At 66.8% G+C, this 24,482-nt stretch carries 22 protein-coding genes; 16 read left to right on the forward strand and 6 right to left on the reverse strand.

The annotated features are described in order from the left end of the window. The first annotated feature begins 297 nt into the window (after positions 1-297). From AC3WMR_RS16585 to AC3WMR_RS16615, 7 genes are all read left to right on the forward strand, one after another. A complete protein-coding gene (locus tag AC3WMR_RS16585) occupies positions 298-1,608 on the forward strand; it encodes a CmpA/NrtA family ABC transporter substrate-binding protein (protein ID WP_492264135.1) in 1,311 nt (436 codons plus the stop codon). 88 nt (positions 1,609-1,696) lie between these two features. Then, positions 1,697-2,539, forward strand: a complete 843-nt coding sequence (gene ntrB, locus AC3WMR_RS16590) for a nitrate ABC transporter permease (protein ID WP_492264228.1) — start codon at positions 1,697-1,699, stop codon at positions 2,537-2,539. Between the two features lie 4 nt (positions 2,540-2,543). Beyond that, positions 2,544-3,416 (forward strand): ABC transporter ATP-binding protein, encoded by an 873-nt coding sequence (locus AC3WMR_RS16595; RefSeq protein ID WP_492264134.1) that lies wholly within the window; start codon positions 2,544-2,546, stop codon positions 3,414-3,416. A gap of 130 nt (positions 3,417-3,546) precedes the next feature. After that, positions 3,547-4,272: a hypothetical protein gene (locus AC3WMR_RS16600; protein WP_492264227.1), complete on the forward strand. Its 726-nt coding sequence runs from the start codon at positions 3,547-3,549 to the stop codon at positions 4,270-4,272. Positions 4,273-4,355: 83 nt separating this feature from the next. Further along, on the forward strand, positions 4,356-4,673 hold the full coding sequence (locus tag AC3WMR_RS16605; protein WP_025137331.1) for an ElaB/YgaM/YqjD family protein: 318 nt from the start codon (positions 4,356-4,358) through the stop codon (positions 4,671-4,673). 69 nt (positions 4,674-4,742) lie between these two features. After that, positions 4,743-5,156 carry a phage holin family protein gene (locus AC3WMR_RS16610; RefSeq protein WP_025137332.1) on the forward strand — a complete coding sequence of 138 codons (414 nt, stop codon included), beginning with the start codon at positions 4,743-4,745 and terminating at the stop codon, positions 5,154-5,156. A gap of 3 nt (positions 5,157-5,159) precedes the next feature. Then, positions 5,160-5,516, forward strand: a complete 357-nt coding sequence (locus AC3WMR_RS16615; RefSeq protein WP_025137333.1) for a hypothetical protein — start codon at positions 5,160-5,162, stop codon at positions 5,514-5,516. Positions 5,517-5,638: 122 nt separating this feature from the next. On the opposite strand, the gene ubiD is transcribed toward AC3WMR_RS16615, so the two are convergent. Beyond that, positions 5,639-7,183, reverse strand: coding sequence for a 4-hydroxy-3-polyprenylbenzoate decarboxylase (gene ubiD / locus AC3WMR_RS16620; protein WP_025137334.1), 1,545 nt, complete (start codon positions 7,181-7,183; stop codon positions 5,639-5,641). Positions 7,184-7,265: 82 nt separating this feature from the next. On the opposite strand from ubiD, the gene AC3WMR_RS16625 reads away from it, so the two are divergent. Further along, positions 7,266-8,081 carry a lytic transglycosylase domain-containing protein gene (locus tag AC3WMR_RS16625; protein ID WP_175220510.1) on the forward strand — a complete coding sequence of 272 codons (816 nt, stop codon included), beginning with the start codon at positions 7,266-7,268 and terminating at the stop codon, positions 8,079-8,081. Positions 8,082-8,335: 254 nt separating this feature from the next. Here AC3WMR_RS16625 and AC3WMR_RS16630 read toward each other — a convergent pair whose 3' ends face one another. After that, positions 8,336-9,496 (reverse strand): pyridoxal phosphate-dependent aminotransferase, encoded by a 1,161-nt coding sequence (locus AC3WMR_RS16630; RefSeq protein WP_492264133.1) that lies wholly within the window; start codon positions 9,494-9,496, stop codon positions 8,336-8,338. 44 nt (positions 9,497-9,540) lie between these two features. On the opposite strand from AC3WMR_RS16630, the gene AC3WMR_RS16635 reads away from it, so the two are divergent. The 4 genes from AC3WMR_RS16635 to AC3WMR_RS16650 all read left to right on the forward strand — a co-directional run bounded on the left by AC3WMR_RS16635 (position 9,541) and on the right by AC3WMR_RS16650 (position 14,543). Next, complete coding sequence (locus AC3WMR_RS16635) at positions 9,541-10,440, forward strand: FAD-binding protein (protein WP_492264132.1); 900 nt, start codon at positions 9,541-9,543, stop codon at positions 10,438-10,440. A 137-nt stretch (positions 10,441-10,577) separates the two neighbouring features. Then, entirely contained in the window at positions 10,578-12,866 is a 2,289-nt protein-coding gene (locus tag AC3WMR_RS16640) for an NADP-dependent malic enzyme (RefSeq protein WP_492264131.1), read from the forward strand. Next, positions 12,847-14,079, forward strand: coding sequence for a patatin-like phospholipase family protein (locus tag AC3WMR_RS16645; protein ID WP_492264130.1), 1,233 nt, complete (start codon positions 12,847-12,849; stop codon positions 14,077-14,079). Before AC3WMR_RS16640 ends, AC3WMR_RS16645 begins: the two co-directional genes overlap by 20 nt. Further along, positions 14,076-14,543 carry a barstar family protein gene (locus AC3WMR_RS16650; protein ID WP_025137340.1) on the forward strand — a complete coding sequence of 156 codons (468 nt, stop codon included), beginning with the start codon at positions 14,076-14,078 and terminating at the stop codon, positions 14,541-14,543. The genes AC3WMR_RS16645 and AC3WMR_RS16650 overlap by 4 nt, the downstream gene beginning before the upstream one ends. A gap of 86 nt (positions 14,544-14,629) precedes the next feature. On the opposite strand, the gene AC3WMR_RS16655 is transcribed toward AC3WMR_RS16650, so the two are convergent. Both AC3WMR_RS16655 and AC3WMR_RS16660 read right to left on the reverse strand, forming a co-directional pair. Beyond that, positions 14,630-15,361, reverse strand: a complete 732-nt coding sequence (locus tag AC3WMR_RS16655) for a 16S rRNA (uracil(1498)-N(3))-methyltransferase (protein ID WP_492264129.1) — start codon at positions 15,359-15,361, stop codon at positions 14,630-14,632. A 71-nt stretch (positions 15,362-15,432) separates the two neighbouring features. Beyond that, positions 15,433-15,873, reverse strand: coding sequence for a hypothetical protein (locus AC3WMR_RS16660; protein WP_492264128.1), 441 nt, complete (start codon positions 15,871-15,873; stop codon positions 15,433-15,435). 248 nt (positions 15,874-16,121) lie between these two features. On the opposite strand from AC3WMR_RS16660, the gene tkt reads away from it, so the two are divergent. The 4 genes from tkt (at position 16,122) to AC3WMR_RS16680 (ending at position 22,413) form a co-directional block, all read left to right on the forward strand. Beyond that, a complete protein-coding gene (gene tkt, locus AC3WMR_RS16665) occupies positions 16,122-18,158 on the forward strand; it encodes a transketolase (protein WP_175219147.1) in 2,037 nt (678 codons plus the stop codon). A 15-nt stretch (positions 18,159-18,173) separates the two neighbouring features. After that, on the forward strand, positions 18,174-19,184 hold the full coding sequence (gap, locus tag AC3WMR_RS16670) for a type I glyceraldehyde-3-phosphate dehydrogenase (protein ID WP_183004509.1): 1,011 nt from the start codon (positions 18,174-18,176) through the stop codon (positions 19,182-19,184). 95 nt (positions 19,185-19,279) lie between these two features. Beyond that, the gene (locus AC3WMR_RS16675) at positions 19,280-20,473 is read left to right on the forward strand and encodes a phosphoglycerate kinase (RefSeq protein WP_175194123.1); all 1,194 of its coding nucleotides are present in this window, start codon (positions 19,280-19,282) and stop codon (positions 20,471-20,473) included. Between the two features lie 248 nt (positions 20,474-20,721). Beyond that, positions 20,722-22,413 (forward strand): SulP family inorganic anion transporter, encoded by a 1,692-nt coding sequence (locus AC3WMR_RS16680; RefSeq protein WP_492264127.1) that lies wholly within the window; start codon positions 20,722-20,724, stop codon positions 22,411-22,413. 63 nt (positions 22,414-22,476) lie between these two features. Here AC3WMR_RS16680 and fabI read toward each other — a convergent pair whose 3' ends face one another. Then, positions 22,477-23,250: an enoyl-ACP reductase FabI gene (fabI, locus tag AC3WMR_RS16685; RefSeq protein WP_492264126.1), complete on the reverse strand. Its 774-nt coding sequence runs from the start codon at positions 23,248-23,250 to the stop codon at positions 22,477-22,479. Continuing rightward, positions 23,247-24,431: an acetate/propionate family kinase gene (locus AC3WMR_RS16690; protein WP_492264125.1), complete on the reverse strand. Its 1,185-nt coding sequence runs from the start codon at positions 24,429-24,431 to the stop codon at positions 23,247-23,249. The genes fabI and AC3WMR_RS16690 overlap by 4 nt, the downstream gene beginning before the upstream one ends. Positions 24,432-24,482: the final 51 nt, after the last annotated feature.

Raw genomic sequence — 24,482 nt, forward strand, 5'->3', positions numbered from 1 at the left:
GCCGCCGCATGACCGGCGCACCAAAGTGGATCACTCGGGGCGTCGCGGCGGTGGCGTGAGGCCTGCGAGTTTTCGGGATAGCCACCCTCAAAACCAGCGCCGGCGCGGGTCGCCAACGCGTCGTACCGTACCGGCCTCGGGTTGGCACAGCGATTGCTTACGGGTTGATGGGGGCGCCGCGTGCGGCTCGCCCACGCCAAGCGCCGCGATTCGCGGCAGGGAACAACGACGTTCCGCAGCGCCGACGGGTTGTTCCCGCAGGGCGCGCGGGACGTTTTTTTTTGCCAGGAGCCCCGTATGACGCAACCGAAGACGCCTGTGAAACCCCTTCTGTCCGACGCCGCCTGCGGTTCGGCCAGCCCCGCCAGCAGCGGCCGCCGCCAATGGCTGGCGGGCACCGCGCGGGCGCTGGCGGGCGCCAGCCTCCTGTCGCTGGTCGATCCCCTGGTGCGGGCCGGCGCCTGGGCCGCGGGCAGCGATGCGCCCGAGAAGCCCGAGGTCAAGATCGGCTTCATTCCGTTGACCGACTGCGCGTCTGTCGTCATGGCTTCGGTGCTGGGCATCGACAAAAAGCATGGCGTGACCATCACGCCGTCCAAGGAAGCGTCCTGGGCGGCGGTGCGCGACAAGCTGCTCAATGGCGAGCTGGACATGGCCCACGTGCTCTACGGCCTGATCTATGGCGTGCAGATGGGCGTGGGCGGGGCGAAGAAGGACATGGCCGTGCTGATGAACCTGAACCAGAACGGCCAGGCCATCACGCTGTCGAACAAGCTGCTGCAGGCCGGCGTGCGCGACGGCGAATCGCTGGCCAAGGTCATGGCGTCCGACAAGCGTGAATACACCTTTGCCCAGACCTTCCCGACCGGCACGCACGCGATGTGGCTGTATTACTGGCTGGCCGCGTACGGCATCGATCCGATGAAGGACGCCAAGGTCATCACCGTGCCGCCGCCGCAGATGGTCGCCAACATGCGGGTGGGCAATATGGATGGCTACTGCGTGGGCGAGCCGTGGGGCGCCCGCGCCATCCTGGACAAGATCGGCTTCACGGCCGTGACCACCCAGGCCATCTGGACCGACCACCCCGAAAAGGTGCTGGGCACCAGCGCCGACTTCGTGGCGCGCAACCCGAATACGGCGCGCGCGGTGACCGCCGCCATCCTGGAAGCGGGCAAATGGATCGACGCCTCGCCGGCCAACCGCCAGAAGACCGCCGAGACCATTGCCGCCAAGTCCTACGTCAACACCGACGCCAGCGCCATCGTGGGCCGCATGCTGGGCCAGTACGACGACGGCCTGGGCAAGCAGTGGAACGACGAGCACGCGATGCGCTTTTCGGGCGACGGCGCGGCCAACTTCCCGTATCTGAGCGACGGCATGTGGTTCCTGACCCAGCACAAGCGCTGGGGCCTGCTCAAGGATCACCCCGACTACCTGGCCACGGCGCGCCAGGTCAACCGCATCGATATCTACAAGCAGGCCGCCCAGGCCGCCGGCATTGCGCTGCCTGCCAGCGAAATGCGTACGTCCAAGCTGATCGACGGCGTGGTGTGGGACGGCAGCAACCCGGCGGCCTACGCCGACGGTTTCAAGGTCAAGGCCTGAGCGCCGGTTCGCGATAAGGAGCAACACCATGTCTAGCGTGACGAATAGGGAAGGGGGCGCCTTGGCGGGCGGCACAGCGGGGGCGGCCATGGCCGGGACCGCCGCGACGGCAGGCGCAGGCGCCCGTGCCAGGCTCTGGGCAGACGCCGGGCGCGACTACCTGGAAGCCGCGCTGCGCGCCGTGGTCGGCCCGGTGGCCGGCTTCGCGCTGTTCGTGCTGGTGTGGCAGGTGGTGGCCATGCGCATTCCCGAGATTCCCACGCCGGGGGTGACCTGGCATGCGGCCGTCACCTTGTTTGCCGATCCGTTCTACGACAACGGCCCGAACGACAAGGGCATCGGCTGGAACCTGCTGGCGTCCTTGCAACGGGTGGGCATCGGCTTCGGGCTGGCCGCGCTGATCGGCATTCCGGCGGGCTTCGCCATCGGCCGCTATGCGCCGGTGCGCGCCATGTTCTCGCCCATCGTGAGCCTGCTGCGGCCCGTGTCGCCGCTGGCGTGGCTGCCGCTGGGCCTGTTGCTGTTCAAGGCCGCGAACCCGGCGGCCATCTGGGCGATTTTCATCTGTTCGATCTGGCCCATGATCATCAACACCGCCGTCGGCGTGTCGCGCGTGCCGCAGGATTACCTGAACGTGGCGCGGGTGCTGAACCTGTCGGAATGGAAGGTCACCACCAAGGTGCTGCTGCCGGCGGTGCTGCCCTACATGCTGACCGGCGTGCGGCTGTCGATCGGCACCGCGTGGCTGGTGATCGTGGCCGCCGAGATGCTGACGGGCGGTACCGGCATCGGCTTCTGGCTGTGGGACGAATGGAACAACCTGAAGGTCGAACACATCGTCATCGCCATTTTCGTGATCGGCATCGTCGGCCTGATCCTGGAAACGCTGCTGGTCGCGCTGGCCCGCCGCTTCACCTACACCGAGGAATAGCGCCATGAAGAAATTCGTACGCATCGAACGCGTGGGCCAGACGTTCACCACCCACAAAGGCGCTTTCGTGGCGCTGCGCGATATCGACCTGACCGTCGGGCAGGGCGAATTCATCACGCTGATCGGCCACTCGGGCTGCGGCAAGTCCACCTTGCTGAACCTGATCGCCGGCCTGACGCGACCCACCCGCGGCGTGCTGCTGTGCGCCGAGCGCGAGATCACCGGGCCCGGCCCGGACCGCGCGGTGGTGTTTCAGAACCATTCGCTGCTGCCCTGGCTGACGTGTTTCCAGAACGTGCATCTGGCGGTGGAGCGGGTCTTTGGCGCCACCGAAAAACGCGCCCAGCTGGCCGACCGCACCCGTGCTGCGCTGGACCTGGTGGGGCTGTTGCCCGCACAGAACAAGTTGCCGCGCGAGATATCCGGCGGCATGAAGCAGCGCGTGGGCATCGCCCGCGCCCTGGCGATCGAGCCCGGCGTGCTGTTGATGGACGAACCGTTCGGCGCCCTGGATGCGCTGACCCGCGCCCATCTGCAGGACGAGCTGCTCAAGATCGTGGCCAAGACGCGCACCACCACCATCATGGTCACGCACGACGTCGACGAGGCCGTGCTGCTGTCGGACCGCATCGTCATGCTGACCAACGGGCCGGCAGCGACCATCGGCGAGATCCTGCCGGTGCCGCTGCCGCGGCCGCGCGACCGCGTGCGGCTGGCCAACGATCCGGTCTACCTGTCGTGTCGCGCCGGGGTGGTCGACTTCCTGCATCGCCGCCATGGCAATCCGGAACGGGCCCAGCCCGCGGCCTTGGCCAGCGTGCCGGCGCCCGAGGCGCAGGTGCCGGCCGTGACCGAGGCGTCCCGCGCCGCTGCCTAGCCCGTCGGGAAAAGGGTGCTCGGACTGACACGTTCGGTCATGCGGCGCTTTTGCCAACCGGTGTAGTATCAAGCCACCCGGCCGCGCACAGCGGGCGGCGTTTTCTGGATTTCTGGAGTGGCTTGTGGCTTTGCGAAAATTGGCATCCCTGATATTGGTGGCGGGCGCGTTGGGCGCGGCCGGCGTGGCGCAGGCGGGCGTGTGCGACGCGAAGTTCATGCACGACGGCGGCGCGGTCCAGCTCACCGGCTCGGGCAACATCGCGCTTGGCGCTGATCTGACCTTCACCGAGGTTACAAAAAGCAATGGCGACAACTGCCGCGCACGCGTGCAGGGCGTGGCCCGTTTCAGCTATGCGGGCCTGCCGCCGGGCAAGTCCAACCTGGATTACCTGATGACCGTCAAAGGCGGCCAGGCCACCTTTCTCAAGTACGCTTCCGCGGGCGAAGCGCCCAAGCCTTCCGAAGGCCAGTTCGACCTGCGCATGCTGGGCCTGTTCGCGTACGACGGCAAACTGAATGCCGGCCAGAAGCTGCCCGGTTCGTCCTTCCGCCTGAAGATCGGCAAGGAAGCGCCGGTGGGCGGCCAGCCCAGCACCACGGTGCGCATCGGCGAGAAGGCCGTCGGCCGCGCCACCGCCATCAGCACGGCGTTGGGCCAGCAGTCCTGCCATCCCATTTCGTACACCCGCAACTCCGATCCCACCATGGCCACCTTCCAGGGCCTGACCATTCCCATTCCCGGCATGAACACCACCGTCACCGATTGGTATTGCCCGGCGGTGAACCTGGTCATGAAGCAAGACATCGATCAGGGCGGCGTCAAATCCGCCGTTGAGATTACGCAAATCAAGTAGCACACGGTAGCAAGCCGGCCGTGCCCGCCGCGGGGCGGCTGGTATGATGGTTTCGTCATAGACACACAACAGGAGCTCAAAACATGGCCACGAGAAAATCCGAAGAAGTCGCAAAAGAAAAACTCATCGACAGTGTCAAGACCAGCCTGAACGACGCTGAAAGCCTGCTGCGCGAAGCCGCCAGCAGCACGGGCGACAAAGCCACCGAACTGCGCGAACGCGCCATGACCTCGCTCAAGCGCACCCGCGAAGCCCTCTACGAAGCCCAGGACGCAGTGCTCGAGCGCGGCCGCAAAGCCGCCCGCGCCACCGACGACTACGTGCATGACAATCCCTGGCAAGCCATCGGCATCGCAGGCGTGACCGGCCTGCTGCTCGGCTTGCTGATCAGCCGCCGCTGATAGGCAGGGACGTCCCGGGCGGGCGGCGCAGGCGTTTTGCCGCGTCTCCCGCCCGGTGTCCTTTCAGCCATGGGTCTACGCAAATCTGTCTTTGGCGTGGCGTCCAGCCTGGTCGGGCTGATGCGCACGCGCCTGGAATTGCTGGCGCTGGAAGCGTCCGGCGAAAAAGCGCGCCTGCTCAAGTTGTTGGGCCTGGCATTTGCCGCGTTGCTGTTTTTGACGCTGGCGGTGCTGGTTTTCACCATTACCGTCGCGGTGGCGTTCTGGCCCACCGAAGACCGCTACCTGGCCCTGGGCCTGTTGGCGGCTTTCTACCTGGTGGTTGGCGTCGTGCTGCTGCTGGTGGTGCGCCATGGGCTGCTGTATGGCCCGCCGCCGTTCGCGGCCACGCTGGAAGAGCTGGGCCGCGACGCGGAACTGCTTGAACGCGTGCGCGATGCCCAGGACGACGACGATCGGGCGCGCCGGCGCGAGGAGGGCTGAACCATGACGAAACGGTCTCCCGCTGTCGACCGCGCGGTACGCATCGAACTGCTGCGCGCACGCGCCGCGATCGAACGCGAATCGCTGGCCCAGGGCATCGTCTCGGCCGGGCGCAAGCTCGAGCCGGCGGCGTTGTTCAAGAGCTTTCTGCCGGGCCTGTCGTCCGGCGGCGCTTCGCGCTGGGCCATGCAGGCCATTGGCCTGGCACGGCGCTATCCGCTGATCAGCTCGTCGGTGTCGGCCATGTTCATGCGCGGCGGCAAGAAGTCCAAGCTGCTCAAGCTGGCCGGTGGCGCGCTGGTGGGATGGCAACTGTTCAAGCTCTGGCAAGATTCCCGCCAGGACGACGACGGTCGTTGAGTTGCTCGCTCTTCTGCCCCGCTCTTCGCTTCAAACATAAACCCCGCCTTCGCAGGCGGGGTTTGTGTTTGGGGGGCACCCGCTTGCAGGTCGGCCGCGCTTGGCCGCCGGCAAGCACAGACCTACAGGCCCAGTTGGCCCCACATGTCGTCCACGCGCTTCTTGACGTCGGCGTCCATGGCGATGGGCGTGCCCCATTCGCGCTGGGTTTCGCCGGGCCACTTGTTGGTAGCGTCCAGGCCCATCTTGCCGCCCAGGCCTGATACCGGCGAGGCGAAGTCCAGGTAGTCGATGGGGGTGTTTTCCACCAGCAGCGTGTCGCGCACCGGGTCCATGCGGGTGGTCATCGCCCAGACCACTTCCTTCCAGTCGCGCGGGTTGATATCTTCGTCGACCACCACGATGAACTTGGTGTACATGAACTGGCGCAGGATGCTCCACAGGCCGAACATGACGCGCTTGGCGTGGCCGGCGTACTGCTTGCGGATCGAAACCACGGCCAGGCGGTAGCTGCAGCCTTCGGGCGGCAGGTAGAAGTCGACGATCTCGGGCAGCTGGCGGCGCAGCAGCGGCACGAACACTTCGTTAAGCGCCACGCCCAGCACGGCGGGTTCGTCGGGCGGCTTGCCGGTGTAGGTGGAGTGGTAGATCGGGTTGCGGCGCATGGTGATGCGCTCGACGGTGAACACCGGGAACCAGTCCTGTTCGTTGTAGTAGCCGGTGTGGTCGCCATAGGGGCCTTCCAGCGCCATTTCGTAGCCGGTATCGGGCGGCGGGTTGACGCCGTCGGGCACGGTGGGGGCGATGGCTCGGGGGTCGGACGAGGGCAGCAGATGGCCTTCGAGCACGATTTCGGCCCAGGCCGGCACCGACAGGTTGCTGCCCAGCGCCTGGGCAACTTCGGTGCGCGAACCGCGCAGCAGGCCGGCGAACTGGTATTCGGACAGGCTGTCCGGCACCGGGGTCACCGCGCCCAGGGTGGTGGCGGGGTCGGCGCCCAGGGCCACGGCGATGGGGAAGGGCGTGCCGGGATGGGCCAGCGCATGGTCGCGGAAGTCGAGCGCGCCGCCGCGGTGCGACAGCCAGCGCATGATCAGCTTGTTGGGGCCCAGCAGCTGCTGGCGGTAGATGCCCAGGTTCTGGCGCTTGGCGTTGGGGCCGCGGGTGATGACCAGGCCCCAGGTCAAGAGCGGCGCCACGTCGCCGGGCCAGCAGGTCTGGATGGGCAGGCGGTTCAGGTCCACGTCCTTGCCTTCCCAGACGATTTCCTGGCAGGCGGGGCTCTTGACGTTCTTGGGGCTCATGTCCCACAAGGCCGATTTCAGCATCGAGACCTTGGCCAGCGCATCGCGCAGGCCCTTGGGGGCCTCGGGTTCGCGCAGGGACGCCAGCAGTTCGCCGATGTCGCGCAGGGCGCTGACGTCGTCGGCGCCCATGCCGCGGGCCACGCGGGACGGCGTGCCGAACAGGTTGGCCAGCACCGGCATCTCGGCGGGCTTGCCGTCGTGCAGGGCTTTTTCGAACATCAGGGCCGGGCCCTCGGCGCGCAATACGCGGTCGGAAATTTCAGTCATTTCCAGGCGCGTCGAGACGGGCGCGGCGATGCGTTTGAGCTCGCCCATGCGTTCGAGTTGAGCGAGGAAGTCTCTAAGGTCGCGGTATTTCACTACAGATCCCGGCGATTTGGTTACATTTTGGGGAGAAAGAGAGGTTAACATTGACTCCCTCTTTTTTAACGCAGGAGGTTTTATGCCCGATGCGTCAGTGGCCAGCCTGTTCAGGAACATGGCCCAAGGAGTGCACCAATATCTTGCCGAATCCCTGCGCATCTGCTCCGTCTACCTGGGCATTGCAGTGATCGTGACGGTAAGCATGGGATTCGCCCTGCCTGGTTTGCGCGACCAGGCATTGCAAGTGCACAAAGCCTTGTTGACCGCCCTAGCGCCTTCATCCATGCAGACCGGCGTCGAATCCGACACCGGGTCCGAGTTCGGCGATTCCTCGTCGGCGATTGCCATGGCCGTCCCTACCGCGCCTTCCAGCAATGCCACCGGCATGCTGGGGCCTGCCCGCGCGGCGCCCGCCGCGCCCAAGAAGCCCGCCCTGGTCGCGACCGGGCCGCAGGCGGAAGCGTTGCGCAACTATATCTCGCGCAAGTACAAGGTCGCGTATGACGCGACCGGTCCGCTCCTGAATACCGTCTACAAGGTCGGCCGCGAGAAGCAGCTGGATCCGCTGCTGTTGCTGGCCGTGATCGCGATCGAGTCCCGCTACAACCCGCTGGCTGAAAGCCATGTGGGGGCGCAGGGGCTGATGCAGGTGATGACCAGCGTGCACCAGGACAAGTTCGATGCGGTGGGCAAGAACCCGCTGGATCCCGGGGCCAATATTGCCGTGGGCGCGACGATTCTGCGTGACTGCATCAACCGGCGTGGGTCGGTGGATGGCGGGTTGGCGTGTTATGTCGGGTCGACCGGGCCGGATGACAACGGCTATGGGGCTAAGGTGCAGGCGGAGCGGCGGCGGTTGGCGTTGGCTTCTGGAATTGCTTTGGCTCGGGATTGATTGTTTTTTTGTTGCGTGGGTGCTTCGTAGGCCGCCCGTGCCGAGCTACCGGTTTCGAGAATTGTGATGCCGCCAGGCTGGGGCGGGGGCGCTGCGCGCTGGTGGGGATCGTTGTCCGGTTTGAGTGCGAGTCGAGGGGCGATTGCTTCTCTGTTTTCCGGCCTCTGTGACGGATTGGTGAGGCTGTTTTTTGCTTGGGTGCTTGTTTTGTCGTGCGAGCTTGTTGAAGGCGGCCTGTTGGCCGCCTTTTTGTTTTAGCGGGCCAGTAGCTTGGTCATGCGTGCGACGGCTTCTTCCAGGCGGTCCAGGCCGGTAGCGTAGGAGAAGCGCATCGTGTGGTGGCCGTGGGTGGGGCCGAAGTCCAGGCCGGGGACGGCGGCGATGCCGGCCTCCAGCAGGAGGCGTTGGGAGAAGGTGGCGCTGTCGGTGCCGAAGTCGGTGATGTCGGCGTAGATGTAGAAGGCGCCGTCGGGTTTGACGGGGACTTTGAGGCCCAGGCGGTCGAATTCGGGCAGCAGGTAGTCGCGGCGTTGCTTGAAGGCTTCGCGGCGGTGTTCGAAGGTGCGCAGGGCGTCGGGGGTGAAGCAGGCCAGGGCGGCGTGCTGGGCCAGGGTGGGGGCGCAGATGGCGAGGCTGGCGGCGATTTTTTCCACCGGGGCGACCATGTCTTCGGGCACGATCATCCAGCCCAGGCGCCAGCCGGTCATGTGGAAGTATTTCGAGAAGCTGTTGATGACGATGATGTCGTCGTCCAGCGTCAAGGCCGAACGCGGCAGGCCTTCGTAGGACAGGCCCAGATAGATTTCATCGACGATGGCAAAGCCGTTGCGGGCGCGGACCTGGGCCAGCAGGTCGGCCAGTTCGCGGGGGTCGATGGAGGTGCCGGTGGGGTTGCTGGGCGAGGCGACCATGACGCCCTGGGTGGCCTCGGTCCAGTGCTGGGCGACGTCCTGGGCGGACAGCTGGAAGCGCTTGTCGGCCGAGCTGGGAATCAGGCGCGGCACGCCCCCCGCGGCCAGCACGAAGTTGCTGTTGGCGGGGTAGGACGGGTCGGGCATGAGGACTTCGCCGCCCGCGTTGACCAGCGCGGCGCAGGCCAGGGTCAGGGCGCCGGACGCGCCGGCGGTGACGATGACGCGTTTGGGATTGATCGTGGCGCCGAACTGGTCGTGGTAGAACTGGGCGATGGCCTCGCGCAGCGGCATGATGCCGGCGGGGGGGCTGTAGCCGCTCTGGCCCGCCTGGGCGGCGCGCTGCAGCGCTTCCACGACCTGGGGCGGCGCGGTAAAGTCCGGTTCGCCGATACCGAGGCTGATGATGTCCTTGCCGGCCGCCTGCAGGGCTTGCGCCTGCTTGAACAGCTCGACGACCTGGAAGGTCAGGAAATCGTGGGTACGGGCGGCAAGGCGGGGCATCGGATTCTCGAAGGCGTTTTGAAGCGGAAAAAGGAATTGTATTCATGCAGCCATCCCGGCGCGCTTTCCTGATGGGCCGACGGCCCGTCCTGACCCCCTGGGCCACGTTCCTGCAACGCCTGGGGCTGTCATGCCAGGGGGCGGTGCAGGACCTGGGCGAGACGGGCGGCGAAGGGCCGCGCGCGTTGTTGACGCCGGTGCGCGAGGCCGACGTGGCCCACGCTCGCACGCTGTGTGCGGAATACGGGGTGGTGATGGCGCTGGACGACGCGCAGGGGCCGTTCGAACCCGCCTACGGGCCGTTGTTGCGGCTGGACCCCAGCCGCCTGGCGGGGCTGGCACGGCTGACCGGGCCGACGCCGCGCTGGCGGGCCCAGCCGGGCGTGCCGCTGGCCGCGCTGGCGCAGGCGGGGCTGACGCAGTTCGACGGGCTGCCGGGCGCGATGACACTGGCGCAGTGGCTGGCGGCCCCGGCGTTGTGGCCCACGGGGCAGTGCGTGGCGTCCGGCGTGCTGGCGGTGGACCTGGTGCTGGCGGATGGCGTGGAAGAAACGTTGGGGCCGTTTGGCGCGGCCGACGTGCAGCCGCTGCGGTCGACGACGGTGCAGCGCCTGGTGCCGGCCTTGTTCCAGCTATCGGGCGGGGCGTTTGCCACCGACTACCGGCCGGGGCTGCGCTGGCCGGCGCGCTACCGCCTGGATGCACTGGCGCCCGAGGCGCCGGCCACGGTCAACCTGGCCCATCTGCTGCTGGGGCATGGCGGCACGTTGGCCTGGGTGCAAAGCGTGACGCTCGAGGCCCGGCCGGCCTTGGCGACGGACGTGCTGCCGATCGACCCGGGCGCGTCGTCACAGACCGTGTCGCAGCGGCGGATCAAGGCGCTGTTCGATCCGTATGGGCGTTTTCCCGAATTCCAGGACTCACCGAATAGCGACAATTTGTAAGCCAGGGGTAAGATGGGCGGCGCTTGCGGCAAAGGGGCAAGCGCACGCCGAAGGGTGCAGGGAACGTTTCGCGCCGTTCGCCATCGGAATAGAATTGCCCCCTTTCGTGTTCCTCACTCTAGCCAGTAGCCGCCCCTATGGATGCCAACCTTCGCAAAGCCGCCCTTGAATATCACGAGCACGGCCGCCCCGGCAAAATCTCGGTCACGCCGACCAAGCAGCTCACCAACCAGCGCGACCTGGCCCTGGCGTATTCGCCCGGCGTGGCGGCGGCCTGTGAGGAAATCGTGGCGGACCCGGCCAATGTGTTCCGCTACACGGCCCGCGGCAACCTGGTGGGCGTGATCACCAACGGCACCGCGGTGCTGGGCCTGGGCAACATCGGCGCGCTGGCCTCCAAGCCGGTGATGGAAGGCAAGGCGGTGCTGTTCAAGAAGTTCGCCGGCCTGGATGTGTTCGACATCGAAATCAACGAAACCGACCCGGACAAGCTGGTCGAGATCATTGCCGGCCTGGAAGCCACCTTCGGCGGCATCAACCTCGAAGACATCAAGGCGCCGGAATGCTTCACGGTCGAGCGCAAGCTGCGCGAGCGCATGAAGATTCCCGTTTTCCACGATGACCAGCATGGCACCGCCATCTGTGTGTCGGCCGCCTTCATCAACGGCCTGAAGGTCGTGGGCAAGGAAATCGACAAGGTCAAGGTCGTGACGTCCGGCGCGGGCGCTGCCGCCCTGGCCTGCCTGGACCTGATGGTGGACTTGGGCCTGCCGCTGGAAAACATCTGGGTGACCGACATCGAGGGCGTGGTCTATGAAGGCCGCACGACGCTGATGGACCCGGACAAGGCGCGCTTCGCGCAAAAGACCGACGCGCGCAAGCTGGCCGAGGTGATCGAGGGCGCGGACGTCTTCCTGGGCCTGTCGGCCGGCGGCGTGCTCAAGCCGGAAATGGTCGCGGCCATGGGCTCGCGTCCGCTGATCCTGGCGCTGGCCAACCCCACGCCGGAAATCCTGCCCGAGCTGGCCCATTCGGTGCGTGACGACGTGGTGATGGCCACCGGCCGTTCGGACTACCCGAACCAGGTCAACAACGTGCTGTGCTTCCCGTACATCTTCCGCGGCGCGCTGGACGTGGGCGCCACCACCATCACGCGCGAGATGGAAAAGGCGGCGGTGTATGCCATCGCCCAACTGGCGCAGGAAGAACAGAACGAAGTGGTCGCGGCGGCCTACGGCACGTTCGATATTTCGTTCGGTGCTGAATACCTGATTCCCAAGCCGTTCGATCCGCGCCTGATCGTGCGCATCGCCCCGGCGGTGGCCAAGGCTGCGATGGACGGCGGCGTGGCCACGCGTCCGTTGGCCGACCTGGAAGCCTACGAAGAGCAGCTGCAGCAGTTCGTGTACCACTCGGGCGCGTTCATGAAGCCGCTGTTCTCGGCGGCCAAGCGCATCGTGCGCGAAGGCGGCCCGGCGCGCATCGTGTTCGCCGAGGGCGAAGACGAACGCGTGCTGCGCGCGGTGCAGGTGGTGGTGGACGAAGGCCTGGCCCGTCCGATCCTGGTGGGCCGCCCGTCGGTGCTGCTGACCCGCATTGAAAAACTGGGCCTGCGCCTGCGCCTGGGCGAAGACGTCGAAGTCACCAACCCCGAATACGACGAACGCTTCCACCAGTACTGGACGACGTACTGGGAATTGATGTGCCGCCGCGGCATCACCAAGGAAATGGCACGCGTGGAAATGCGCCGCCGCATGACGCTGATCGGCGCGATGATGGTGCGCCTGGGCGATGCCGACGGCATGGTCTGCGGCTCGGTCGGCGCGTACCACGATCACCTGCGTTTCGTGGATGAAGTGATCGGCCGCCGCGCTGGGCGCAACGTGTACGCCGCCATGAACATCCTGCTGCTCAACGAGCGCACGGTGGTGCTGGTGGACACGCACGTGAACGATGAACCCACGGCCGAGCAGATCGCCGAATTCACCATCGCCGCGGCCAACGAAATGCAGCGCATGTTCCTGGCGCCCAAGGTCGCGCTGCTGTCGCGGTCGAATTTCGGGTCGGGCAGCTCGGCGTCGGGCGCCAAGATGCGCCGCGCGCTGGAACTGGTGCGCGAAGCCGCCCCCGAACTGGAAATCGACGGCGAAATGCACGGCGACTGCGCGCTGGACGCAGCGCTGCGCATGCGCATCCTGCCGTCGTCCACGCTCAAGGGCGACGCGAACCTCCTGGTGTGCCCGAACGTGGATTCCGGCAACATTGCCTACAACCTGCTCAAGACGGCGGCGGGCGGCAACGTGGCGGTGGGCCCGTTCCTGCTGGGCGCCAATGCGCCGGTGCACATCCTGACCTCCAGCTCGACCGTGCGCCGCATCGTCAACATGACCGCGATGACTGTGGTCGATGCCAACACGCCGCGTTGAAGTCGCTCCGGCCGGCCCGGCGTGCCCGCGCACGCCGACCGGCCTGGTCCTGACCGGGGGCGGCGCGCGCGCCGCCTACCAGGTGGGCGTGCTCAGCGCCATCATGGAACTGCTGGACCCGGACTGGCATTCGCGTTTCAAGAACCCCTTCGACATCATCTGCGGCACCTCGGCCGGCGCGATCAACGCCGCGGCGCTGGCGTGCCGGGCCGAAAGGCCGCACCTGGGCGTGCGCCGCATCCGACGCCTGTGGTCGTCGCTGAACACCGACATGATCTACCGGGCCGACGCGCCCGGCCTGATCCGCACGGGCGTGCGCTGGCTGGGCCTCTTGTCGCTGGGCTGGATGTATTCGGGCCTGACCCGCAAGCGGCCGCAGTCGCTGCTGGACAACAGCCCGATGCAGGCATTGCTGGGCCGGGTGCTGAACTTCGACAGCCTGCAATCCAATCTGGAAAGCGGTGCGCTGTCGGCGTTGGCGATCACCGCGTCGGGCTACACCAGCGGCGAGCACCTGACGTTCTACCAGGCCCACACGCCCATCGAACCCTGGCACCGCTACCTGCGGCTGGCCATTCCCACGCCCATCACGGTCGACCACCTGATGGCGTCGTCCGCCATTCCCTTCGTGTTTCCCGCCCGGCAGATTCCGGTGCACGGCAAAGGCGAATGGTGCGGCGACGGGTCCATGCGGCAACTGGCGCCGATCAGCCCCGCCATCCACCTGGGCGCGCACCGGGTGCTGGTGATCGGCACCGGTTTCCGCGACGATACCCACCCCGAGCATCGCGAGGACGCACCGCCTTACCCGTCGCTGGCCCAGGTGGGCGGCCATGCCCTGTCCAGCATCTTCCTGGATGGCTTGTCGATGGACGTCGAACGCCTGGAACGGATGAACTACCTGGTGGACCATGCCGTGCCCCGGGAGGGCGACGAGGTCAATGTGCGCCGCATCCAGGTGCTGACGATCACCCCCAGCCGGTCGCTGGATTCGCTGGCGCTGGAACACCTGGACGATATGCCGACCCAGGCCCGTGCCCTTTTTCGCGTACTCGGTGTATCGTCCGACCCAGGCCGCCCCGGCGGCGGCGCGCTGATGTCCTACCTGTTGTTCGAATCCAGCTACACCAAGCGATTGATCGATCTGGGTTATGCCGATACGATGCAGCGTACCGATGAAGTGATCGCCTTTTTCAAGGAGGCACAGGCATGACGCGCAATGCCCAATCTACCCTGCAGCGGCAGTTGAAGCGAGGTGGAGCGCTGGCTCACGACGGGCTGGACAAAAAGGCCGTGGTCGAGGCCGCGCATGAGCTCGGCCTGCCCCTGTTCGTCGCCAATTGCGATCCTGCCCGCAGCCGTTCGGCGGTGTTGCGCGCCATCGCCAAGGCGGTGGATTTCCCCGAGTACTTCGGCGGCAACCTGGACGCGCTCTACGATTGTCTGTGCGACACCGTGCTGGATCACAAGATCGGCGTGGTGCTGTGGCTGTACAAGCTGCATTCGGGCGACCCCGCCCTGGAAGAAGACGCCGCCCGCATTGAATCGGTGTGCGCGGACGCCGCCGAATTCGCCCACGAAAACGGCCGCATCTTTGCGTATGTCGTGGAACATGCGGGCAAGCACCCGGATCCGGAACCCGGCGTGGCCGCCGCGCCTTACGGCGAAAACGACTGATTTCAGTCGTGGCAGCCCGATAGGCTTGCCGGATACTCCGCCGGCGTCAGCGATGCCGGTTGTGTTTTCTATCCCTTTTTATCCCGTTACCAGCCCAGCAGGGCGGCCGCCGCAGCGATCAGGGCCAGGCCGGCCGTTTCGGTGCGCAGCACGCGCGGCCCGAACCTGACGGCCTGCACGCCGGCTTCGCGGGCCTGGGCCAATTCCTTGTCAGACCAGCCTCCTTCGGGGCCGACCAGCAGCGTCAGCGACGCGAGGCCGGGCGTGCCCTGCAACAGGCCGGCCAGGTCGGTGTCGGCATCGGGATGGCACAACAGCCGCGGGCCGTCGGCCGGCAACGCCAGCCAGTCGGCCAGGGAGAGAGGGGCGTCGACCGTCATCAGGCGGTTGCGGCCGCATTGCTCGGCGGCCGACTGCGCGATGCGCTGCCAGTGGGCCACCCGCTTGTCCAGCCGTGGGCCCGACAACTGCAGCACGCTGCGCTGCGCGGCGATGGGGCAGACCCGGGCGGCGCCCAGTTCCACGGCTTTTTCCACCACCCAGTCCATTTTGTCGCCGGACGGCAGGCCCTGCACCAGGGTGATGCGGCCGGCCAGCTCGGCCTCGCGGGGATCGAAGGCGCCCAACTGGGCAAAGCCGGCCTTGCCGTCAATGTCCAGCGTGGCGGGGTATTCGCCGCCCTGGCCGTTGAACAGCACGACGCTTTCACCGGCGCGCAGCCGCAGCACTCTCAGGGCGTGGTGCGCCAGGGCATCCGGCAGGGCGATGCAGGCGCCGGCGGACAGGGGAGCGTCGCAGAAAAAGCGGGGAACGGACATGGGGCGTGCGGTGGGGTCGAAAAATGAAACGAAGGGCAGGCTGCCGGCACTGGGGCGGCCCGCAGCCCAGGTCACTTGAGCGCGTAGCCTACCACTTTGGTTCCCCATTCGATGAAGAGCGGGGCGTTCGAGGTGAGGTTCAGGGCCAGCAGGGACAGGAAGCCGATGGTCATTTTCTTGTCCAGGCGCAGGAACTGGCTGCGTAGTTCGGCCAGATCTTCGTGAGTGGCGAAACGCTTGAGTTCTTCACGGTTGGGCAGTTGTGCGATGTGCGCCATGATCTGGTCGATCTGCTCGCGGGTGGCGAGCTTGGCCACCTCGCGCTCGAATTCCTCGCGTGAGACGAAATAGGCCCGCGCTTCGTCGAGTATGCGCTTGGCAAGGTCGGCCTCTCCCTGGATGCGGGCATGTTCCAGGGCCTGCGCGACGGCGATGGCGCGATCTTCGCCCAGCGCAGTGCGCAAGGCGAAAATGCCTTCTACGGGAATGGTGAGGTTCAGCATGCTGCTCATGATAGAAGCTTCCAACGGCCAGATATGCCAGCCATCATGAATCTCGGACCGTCTCGCCGCAATTGTGGCTTCTACGCCCGTCATCCCCGCCGGACTGGGCGCATTCCCCCGAGAATGCGCCTAATTGGCTCGTGCCGGCGCCCGATGGCAGGGGGGTAGGCCCCGGATGCTAAAATCTTTTGCTTCGCAACCTACTCAACTGGCCCCCATTTCCTGCTTGGGCGCGCCAGCTTCAAAGAGCCTTCCGAATGAGCAATCCGACCGCCCCTAAACTTGCCTTGGCGGATGCCATCCGCGCCCTCGCGATGGATGCCGTGCAACAAGCGAACTCCGGGCACCCGGGTGCTCCCATGGGCATGGCGGAAATCGCCCAGGCCCTCTGGATCGGCAACCTGCGCCACAATCCCAAGGATCCCGCCTGGGCCAACCGCGACCGCTTCGTGCTGTCCAATGGCCACGGCTCGATGCTGATCTACGCCCTGCTGCACCTGACGGGCTACGATCTGCCGATCGAAGAACTCAAGAATTTCCGCCAGCTGCATTCCAAGACGCCGGGCCACCCCGAAGTGGGCATCACCCCGGGCGTGGAAACCACCACCGGCCCGCTGGGCCAGGGCCTGGGCAATGCCGTGGGCATGGCGCTGGCCGAAGCGCTGCTGGCCGCCGAATTCAACAAGCCCGGCCATACCATCGTCGACCATCACACCTACGCCTTCACGGGCGACGGCTGCCTGATGGAAGGTATCTCGCATGAAGTTTGCTCGCTGGCCGGCACGCTCAAGCTGTCCAAGCTGGTCGTGCTGTACGACGACAACGGCATTTCCATCGACGGCCACGTCGAGCACTGGTTCGCCGACGACACCGCCAAGCGCTTCGAGGGCTACGGCTGGAACGTCATCCGCGGCATCGACGGCCACGACGCCGCCGCCGTGGACGCCGCCATCAAGGCTGCCCGCGCGCAATCGGAAAAGCCCACGCTGATCGTCTGCCGCACCGTCATCGGCAAGGGTTCGCCCAACATGGCCGGCACCCACAACGTGCACGGCGCCCCGCTGGGCAAGGACGAAATCGCCGCCACCCGCGCCGCGCTGGGCTGGTCGGCCGAACCCTTCCAGATTCCGCAAGACGTGTACGACGGCTGGGACGGCCGCAAGACGGGCGCCGCCGCGCAGGCCGAATGGCAGTCGGCGTTCGACGCCTATGCCGCCGCGTTCCCGGCCGAAGCCGCCGAGTTCACCCGCCGCATGAAGGGCGAAATGCCCGCCGGCTACGCCGAACAGTTCCAGGCGTTCCTGAACAGCACGCTGGAAAAGGCCGAAACCGTCGCCACCCGCAAGGCTTCGCAGTTCGCGATCACGGCGCTGGCCGCCGCGCTGCCGGAAATGCTGGGCGGCTCGGCCGACCTGACCGGCTCGAACTTCACCGACTGGAAGGGCGTGGCTGCCGTTCGCGCCGGCGACAAGGGCATCCAGTTCGGCCGTCACATCAACTACGGCGTGCGCGAATTCGGCATGGCCGCCATCATGAACGGCGTGGCCCTGCACGGCGGCTACCTGCCGTTCGGCGGCACGTTCCTGACGTTCTCGGACTACTCGCGCAATGCCATCCGCATGGCCGCGCTGATGAAGCAGCGCGTGGTGCACGTGTTCACGCACGATTCGATCGGCCTGGGCGAAGACGGTCCCACCCACCAATCGATCGAGCACGCGGCCAGCCTGCGCCTGATCCCCAACCTGTCGCTCTGGCGTCCTTGCGACACGGCCGAAACCGCCGTGGCCTGGAACGCCGCCGTGACGCGCCCGACCAGCATCGGCATGGACGTGCATGACGGCGGCCCGACGGCCCTGTTGCTGTCGCGCCAGAACCTGCCGTTCGTGCCGCGCGATGCCGCCACCGTGGATGCCATCGCCCGCGGCGGCTACGTGCTGCGTGATGCCGAAGGCGCCCGCGCGGTCATCATCGCCACCGGTTCCGAAGTGGCCATCGCGCTGGACGCGCAGGCCCAGCTGGCCAAGGACGGCATCGCGGTGCGCGTGGTTTCCATGCCCAGCACCGACGTGTTCGATCGCCAGGATGCCGCCTGGAAGCAATCGGTGCTGCCCAAGGGCCTGCCGCGCGTGGCTGTCGAAGCCGGCGTGACCGCCTTCTGGCATAAATACGTGGGCCTGGAAGGCGCCGTGGTCGGCATCGACCGCTACGGCGAGTCCGCTCCGGCCGGCGCGCTGTTCAAGTTCTTCGGGCTGACCGCCGACAAGGTGGCCGAGACCGTCCGCCAAGTTTTGTAAAAAAGGAGCTTAGTCATGACTATTCGCGTCGCCATCAACGGTTACGGTCGCATCGGCCGCAACATCCTGCGTGCCCACTACGAAGGTGGCAAGAAGCACGATATCGAAATCGTCGCCATCAACGACCTGGGCGATCCCAAGACGAACGCCCACCTGACCCGCTACGACACCGCCCACGGCAAGTTCCCGGGCAAGGTCGAAGTCGACGGCGAATTCATGGTCGTCAACGGCGACAAGATCCGCGTGCTGGCCAACCGCAACCCGGCCGAGCTGCCCTGGGGCGAGCTGAAGGTCGACGTGGTGCTGGAGTGCACGGGCTTTTTCACGAGCAAGGAAAAGGCCGGCGCCCACATCAAGGGCGGCGCCAAGAAGGTCATCATTTCGGCTCCGGGCGGCAAGGATGTTGACGCCACCGTCGTGTTCGGCGTGAACCACGGCGTGCTCAAGGCCGAGCACACCGTCATCTCGAACGCCTCGTGCACCACCAACTGCCTGGCCCCGCTGGTCAAGCCGCTGCACGACAAGCTGGGCGTGGAAAACGGCCTGATGACGACCGTGCACGCCTACACCAACGACCAGGTCCTGACCGACGTCTACCACGAAGACCTGCGCCGCGCGCGTTCGGCAACGATGAGCATGATCCCGACCAAGACCGGCGCCGCCGCTGCGGTGGGCCTGGTGCTGCCGGAACTGAACGGCAAGCTGGACGGCTACTCGATCCGCGTCCCGACCATCAACGTGTCGCTGGTCGACCTGTCGTTCGTGGCCAGCCGCGACACGACCGTGGAAGAAGTGAACGGCATCCTGAAGGCCGCCTCCGAAGGCGAACTCAAGGGCATCCTGGACTACAACACCGAACCCCTGGTCTCGGTGGACTACAACCACAACCCGGCCTCCAGCACCGTTGACGCGTCGCTGACCAAGGTCTCGGGCCGCCTGGTCAAGGTGTCGTCCTGGTACGACAACGAATGGGGCTTCTCGAACCGCATGCTCGACACCACCGTCGCGCTGATGTCGGCCAAGTAAGCATCGCTGTCAGGCCGAAGGGGACGAACGGGTTTTCCGCCCAAGCGGAAAGCGGGTTCGTCCCCTTTGTTCGCCAACTGTAGGAAGCAAAGCATATGTCCAAGGTCAATACCCTGTCCGCGCTGGCCAAGGCCGGCGCCCTGTCCGGCAAGCGCGTGTTCATCCGCGCCGATCTGAACGTGCCGTTCGATGACGCCGGCCGCATTTCCGAAGATACCCGCATCCGCGCCTCGGTGCCCGGCATCCGCCTGGCGCTGGACGCCGGCGCCGCGGTGATGGTCACCTCGCACCTGGGCCGCCCGAAAGAAGGCGTGCTGACCGAGGCCGATTCCCTGGCCAAGGTGGGCCAGCGCCTGTCCGAGCTGCTGGGCATGCCGGTGCCGCTGGTGCAGAACTGGGTCGACGGCGTGAAGGTCGAGCCGGGCCTGGTGGTGCTGCTGGAAAACTGCCGCGTGAATGTCGGCGAAAAGAAGGACGACGAGGCGCTGTCGCGCAAGATGGCGGCGTTGTGCGACGTGTACGTGAACGACGCATTTGGCACGGCGCACCGGGCCGAGGCCACGACGCATGGCATCGCCCGCTTTGCGCCGGTGGCTTGCGCGGGCCCGCTGCTCGAAGCCGAACTGGATGCGCTGGGCCGTGCGCTGCACGAACCCAAGCGTCCGCTGGTGGCGATCGTGGGCGGCTCGAAGGTGTCGACGAAGCTGTCGATCCTGCAGTCGCTGGCCGACAAGGTGGACCAGCTGGTGGTGGGTGGCGGCATTGCCAATACGTTCATGCTGGCGGCCGGACTGTCGATCGGCAAGTCGCTGGCGGAACCGGACCAGGTGGACCAGGCGCGCGCGGTGATCGAGCTGATGAAGCAGCGCGGCGCGGATGTGCCGATTCCGGTGGATGTGGTGTGCGCGAAGTCCTTCGGGGCGGATGCCGAGGCGACGGTGAAGGCGGCCGACGCGGTGGCGGCGGACGACATGATCCTGGACATCGGCCCGCAAACGGCCGAGCAGCTGGCCGCGATCCTGAAGCAGGCCGGCACGATCGTCTGGAATGGGCCGGTCGGCGTGTTCGAGTTCGATCAATTCGCCAACGGCACGAAGGTGGTGGCGCAGGCGATTGCCGACTCGGACGGGTTTTCGATCGCCGGTGGCGGCGATACGTTGGCGGCGATCGCCAAGTACGGGATTTCCGAGCAGGTGGGCTATATCTCGACTGGTGGCGGTGCTTTCCTGGAGTTCCTGGAAGGCAAGACCTTGCCGGCGGTGGCCGTGCTGCAGGAGCGGGCCAAGTAAGCGCACGACTTGGTATCTGCTTGATGAAAGCCGCTCCTTATGGGGCGGCTTTTTGTTGCGCCCACGACGCGACGCAATCGGGAACTTGATAAATGGGATAAATGGCTAAGGAAATCAATTCCTTTTTGGAGTGAAGTGGCGGCGCCGGCTTGATCTGACGACAGGTAATGGGGACGTGGACTGGTGTAGCCTTGTCGCTCGCCCGCTCGCCGCGGTTTTTCCTGTTTTTCACCCTGCCTTGCCGTTCCATGAATCTACGTTTTCTTCCTGGCCTGAATAATTTTCGCGGCATCACGCGGCAGTCCGCTGGCCGTGACGTGACGGCCGGCCTGAGCGTGGCGGCGGTGGCGTTGCCGGTGGGGCTGGCCTACGCGGCGATGATGGGGGTGCCGCCGGTGGCGGGGTTGTGGGCGGCGATCGCGGGGATGTTGGGGTACGCGTTGTTCGGGTCGTCGCGCACGCTGATCGTGGGGCCGGACACGGCCACCTGCACGCTGATCGCGGCGACGCTGACGGGCATGGCGTTGACGACGCCCGAGGACCGGCTGGTGGCGGCGACGGGTATTGCGTTGACGGTGGGCGTGGGCTGCCTGGTGGCGCGGGTGCTGCGGCTGGGGGTGTTGGCGAATCTGCTGTCGCGGCCCGTGCTGATCGGCTATATGGCGGGGGTGGCGGTGACGCTGGCGCTGTCGCAGCTGAGCGGGTTGACGGGGGTGGGGCTGCGCAACAGCGGGCTGGTGCATCCGTTCCTCGAGCTGTCGCGGCGGATGTCCGAGATCCGCATTCCGACCCTGTGCCTGGGCGTGGCCTCGTGCCTGTTGCTGGTGGCGGTCAAGCGCTGGCGGCCGACGTGGCCTGGGCCGATCCTGCTGGTGGTGGGGGCGTGCTTGCTGTCGTGGCTGTTCGATTTTCCCAGCCTGGGCATCGCGGTGGTGGGTGAGGTGCCGGCGGGCTTGCCGGCGTTGAGCCTGCCGCTGCGCCTGGAAGGGGTGGACAACATTCTGCTGGGCGCGGCCGGGGTACTGGTGGTGAGCTTTTCCAGCGGCATCGTGACGGCGCGCAGTTTCGCGGCGCGCACCGGCGAGCACGTGGACCCGAACCGTGAACTCGTGGGCTTTGGCGCGGCCAATGTGATGGCAGGCCTGTTCCAGGGCTTCGTGGTGACAGGGGCCGATTCACGCACGGCGGTGGGCCTGGCGGCGGGCGGTTCGTCGCCGCTGGTGGGCGTGAGCGCGGCTGCCGCCCTGGCGGTGGTGGTGGGCCTGCTGAGCGCGCCGTTGTATTGGCTGCCGCAGGCGGTGCTGTCGGCGATTCTGTTGTTGGCGGCGGTCAGCCTGTTCGATGGGCAGGCCTTCCTGCGGCTGGCCCGCATTTCGCGCATCGAGCTGGCCTTCGGCATCCTGGCAGCGGTGGGGGTGGTGGGCTTTGGCGTGCTGCAGGGGGTAGCGGTGTCGGTGGGCGCGACGCTGCTGTACGCCATGTATGTGTCGGGCAATCCGCGCGATGCGCTGCTGGGCCGGCTGCCGGGCGAATCGGTGCTGGGCAAGATGCACTTGAATCCGCAGGCGCAGCCGGTGCCCGGCACGGTGATCTGGCTGTTCGAGTCGTCGGTCTGGTTCTTCAATGCCGATGCATTCCGCCGCCGGGCGCGTGAGGTGATCGAGCAATCGGGCGACGCGACCTGGTTCGTGCTGGATGCCGAGGCGATGACGCAGGCGGATGCCGACGCGATCGAAGCGCTGTATGAATTGCGGCGCGCGCTACGCGACCGCGGCATGGTGCTGCTGGTGGCGGGCGGCCACGGCCAGTTCCGCATGGCGCTGGACCGCAGCGGCCTGGCCGACCGGATCGGGCGCGACAAGATCTTCGCCAGCCCCGAGCAGGCGGTCGAGGCGATCGAGCGCTGGCGCCAGGGGCCGGCACCCGACACGCTGGCGTGATGTCGGACCCGGCATCTGCCGGCCCGAGCGGGGCGGCCAGAGTCCCTAGTCAGCCCGGCCTCGCTAATCGATGATGTGATACCCGCCGTCGATGTACAGGGTCTGTCCGGTCATGAGGCGGGCGGCATCGGTGGCGAGCCAGGCGGTGGCCTCGCCCACATCGTCGATCGATACCAAACTGCGCGCCGGGGCCTTGGCCTGGGCCCGGTCCAGCAAGGCGTCGAACTCATGGATGCCCGAGGCGGCGCGCGTTTTCAGCGGGCCGGGTGAAATGGCGTGCACGCGAATGCCCTGTGGGCCGAGTTCGGCGGCCAGGTAGCGGGTGGCCGATTCCAGCGCGGCCTTGACCGGACCCATCATGTTGTAGTGCTCCACCACCATCTGCGAGCCGTAGTAGCTCATGCAGAACAGTGCGCCGCCGCCCGGCATCAGGGGCTCGGCCAGCTTGGCCATGCGGATGAACGACCAGCACGAGACGTCCATGGCCTGCAGGAAGCCGGCGCGCGAGCAATCCGTGACGCGGCCATGCAGGTCGTCGCGCGGGGCGTAGGCAATGGAGTGCAACACGAAGTCCAGGCCGCCCCATTGTTCCGTGATGCGGTCGAACACGGTTTCCAGCTGGCCGTCCTGCAGCAGGTCCAGCGGCATCAGCAGGGACGCATCCACTTGCCGTGCCAGCGGTTCGACGTGCGGCCGCGCCTTGTCGTTCAGGTAGGTCACCGCCAGTTCCGCGCCCAGGGCGCGAAAGGCCTTGGCGCAGCCCCAGGCGATGGAGTCGGCGTTGGCGATGCCGGTGACGAGGCCGCGCTTGCCGGCCAGGGGAAGCGGGGCGTTCATCGTTGTTTCACCAGGTCCAGGGTGTGCTGCGCGATGACGAGTTCTTCGTTGGTGCGCACGACGTAGACGCCGATGCGGCTGTCGTCGCTGGAGATGCGCGGGCCGTGGTGGGCGTTGCGTTCGGGGTCGAGCTTGATGCCCAGCCAGCCCCAGTGTTCGCTGATGGCGCGGCGGATCTCGGCCGAGTTCTCGCCCACCCCGGCGGTGAAGACGATGCCGTCGATGCCATTCATGGCGCAGCCCAGTCCGATCATGCCTTCGGCCACGCGCCAAGCGAAGTACGACAGCGCCAGCTTGGCCGACGGCGCGTCGCTGGCTAGCAGTTCGCGCATGTCGTTGCTGATGCCGGACAGGCCCTTCATGCCGCAGTCGTGATACAGCATGTGCTCGATTTCGTCGTGCGTCATGCCTTGTTCCATCATCCACAGCACCACGCCGGCATCCAGGCGGCCGGGGCGCGTGCCCATGGGTAGGCCTTCCAGGGCGGTAAAGCCCATCGTGCTGTCCACGCTCTTGCCCTGGTGCATGGCGCAGGCGGAAACGCCCGAGCCCAGGTGCGCGGCGACGATCTTGCCCATGGCGATCTCGGGCAGCACCTGGCGCAGGCGCTGGGCAATGTATTCGTACGACAGGCCATGAAAGCCATAGCGGCGCACGCCTTGCTGGTACAGCTTGTCGGGCAGGGCGTAGCGGTCGGCGACGTCGGAATGGCTGCGGTGGAAGGCGGTGTCAAAGCACGCCACCTGAGGAATCCAGGGGCGCCGCTCGCGGATCACGCGGATGGGGGCCAGGTTGTTGGGCTGGTGCAGCGGCGCCAGCGGCGTGTAGGCCTCGAGCCGCGCCAGGATGGCGTCGTCCACGATCACCGGTTCGGACAGGTCCGGGCCGCCGTGCACCACGCGGTGCCCCACGGCCAGCGGCGCGCCGCCCAGGTGGCCGCTCAGCCAGGTGCCGACCACTTCCTGGCCGTTGGGTACGTCGGGGGCGTGGCTGGGCGCGATGTCCCGTTCCACCAGCGTCTGGCCGGCGGCATCGCGCACCCGCAGGCGCGGGTGGCTGGTGCCGATGCCTTCGAGCTGGCCGCCCAGCCGCGGGGCCAGGGCCGCTTTGTCGTCGATGTTGTACAGGTAGAACTTGATGCTGGAACTGCCGGCGTTGATGACCAGGATGGTGTCGGACATGGGCAATGGCCTTTCGATGCAACGGACAAGGGGCAGGGCCGAAGCCCCGGC

Source organism: Achromobacter sp. FW305-C-28 (assembly GCF_058783235.1).

Bases quoted from the DNA above. Each gene is read 5' to 3' on its own strand.
- AC3WMR_RS16585 (WP_492264135.1), top strand. From the start codon at position 298: ATGACGCAACCGAAGACGCCTGTGAAACCCCTTCTGTCCGACGCCGCC.
- ntrB (WP_492264228.1), top strand. From the start codon at position 1,697: ATGGCCGGGACCGCCGCGACGGCAGGCGCAGGCGCCCGTGCCAGGCTC.
- AC3WMR_RS16595 (WP_492264134.1), top strand. From the start codon at position 2,544: ATGAAGAAATTCGTACGCATCGAACGCGTGGGCCAGACGTTCACCACC.
- AC3WMR_RS16605 (WP_025137331.1), top strand. From the start codon at position 4,356: ATGGCCACGAGAAAATCCGAAGAAGTCGCAAAAGAAAAACTCATCGAC.
- AC3WMR_RS16610 (WP_025137332.1), top strand. From the start codon at position 4,743: ATGGGTCTACGCAAATCTGTCTTTGGCGTGGCGTCCAGCCTGGTCGGG.
- AC3WMR_RS16615 (WP_025137333.1), top strand. From the start codon at position 5,160: ATGACGAAACGGTCTCCCGCTGTCGACCGCGCGGTACGCATCGAACTG.
- AC3WMR_RS16625 (WP_175220510.1), top strand. From the start codon at position 7,266: ATGCCCGATGCGTCAGTGGCCAGCCTGTTCAGGAACATGGCCCAAGGA.
- AC3WMR_RS16630 (WP_492264133.1), bottom strand. From the start codon at position 9,496: ATGCCCCGCCTTGCCGCCCGTACCCACGATTTCCTGACCTTCCAGGTC.
- AC3WMR_RS16635 (WP_492264132.1), top strand. From the start codon at position 9,541: ATGCAGCCATCCCGGCGCGCTTTCCTGATGGGCCGACGGCCCGTCCTG.
- AC3WMR_RS16640 (WP_492264131.1), top strand. From the start codon at position 10,578: ATGGATGCCAACCTTCGCAAAGCCGCCCTTGAATATCACGAGCACGGC.
- AC3WMR_RS16645 (WP_492264130.1), top strand. From the start codon at position 12,847: ATGCCAACACGCCGCGTTGAAGTCGCTCCGGCCGGCCCGGCGTGCCCG.
- AC3WMR_RS16650 (WP_025137340.1), top strand. From the start codon at position 14,076: ATGACGCGCAATGCCCAATCTACCCTGCAGCGGCAGTTGAAGCGAGGT.
- AC3WMR_RS16655 (WP_492264129.1), bottom strand. From the start codon at position 15,361: ATGTCCGTTCCCCGCTTTTTCTGCGACGCTCCCCTGTCCGCCGGCGCC.
- AC3WMR_RS16660 (WP_492264128.1), bottom strand. From the start codon at position 15,873: ATGAGCAGCATGCTGAACCTCACCATTCCCGTAGAAGGCATTTTCGCC.
- tkt (WP_175219147.1), top strand. From the start codon at position 16,122: ATGAGCAATCCGACCGCCCCTAAACTTGCCTTGGCGGATGCCATCCGC.
- gap (WP_183004509.1), top strand. From the start codon at position 18,174: ATGACTATTCGCGTCGCCATCAACGGTTACGGTCGCATCGGCCGCAAC.
- AC3WMR_RS16675 (WP_175194123.1), top strand. From the start codon at position 19,280: ATGTCCAAGGTCAATACCCTGTCCGCGCTGGCCAAGGCCGGCGCCCTG.
- AC3WMR_RS16680 (WP_492264127.1), top strand. From the start codon at position 20,722: ATGAATCTACGTTTTCTTCCTGGCCTGAATAATTTTCGCGGCATCACG.
- fabI (WP_492264126.1), bottom strand. From the start codon at position 23,250: ATGAACGCCCCGCTTCCCCTGGCCGGCAAGCGCGGCCTCGTCACCGGC.
- AC3WMR_RS16690 (WP_492264125.1), bottom strand. From the start codon at position 24,431: ATGTCCGACACCATCCTGGTCATCAACGCCGGCAGTTCCAGCATCAAG.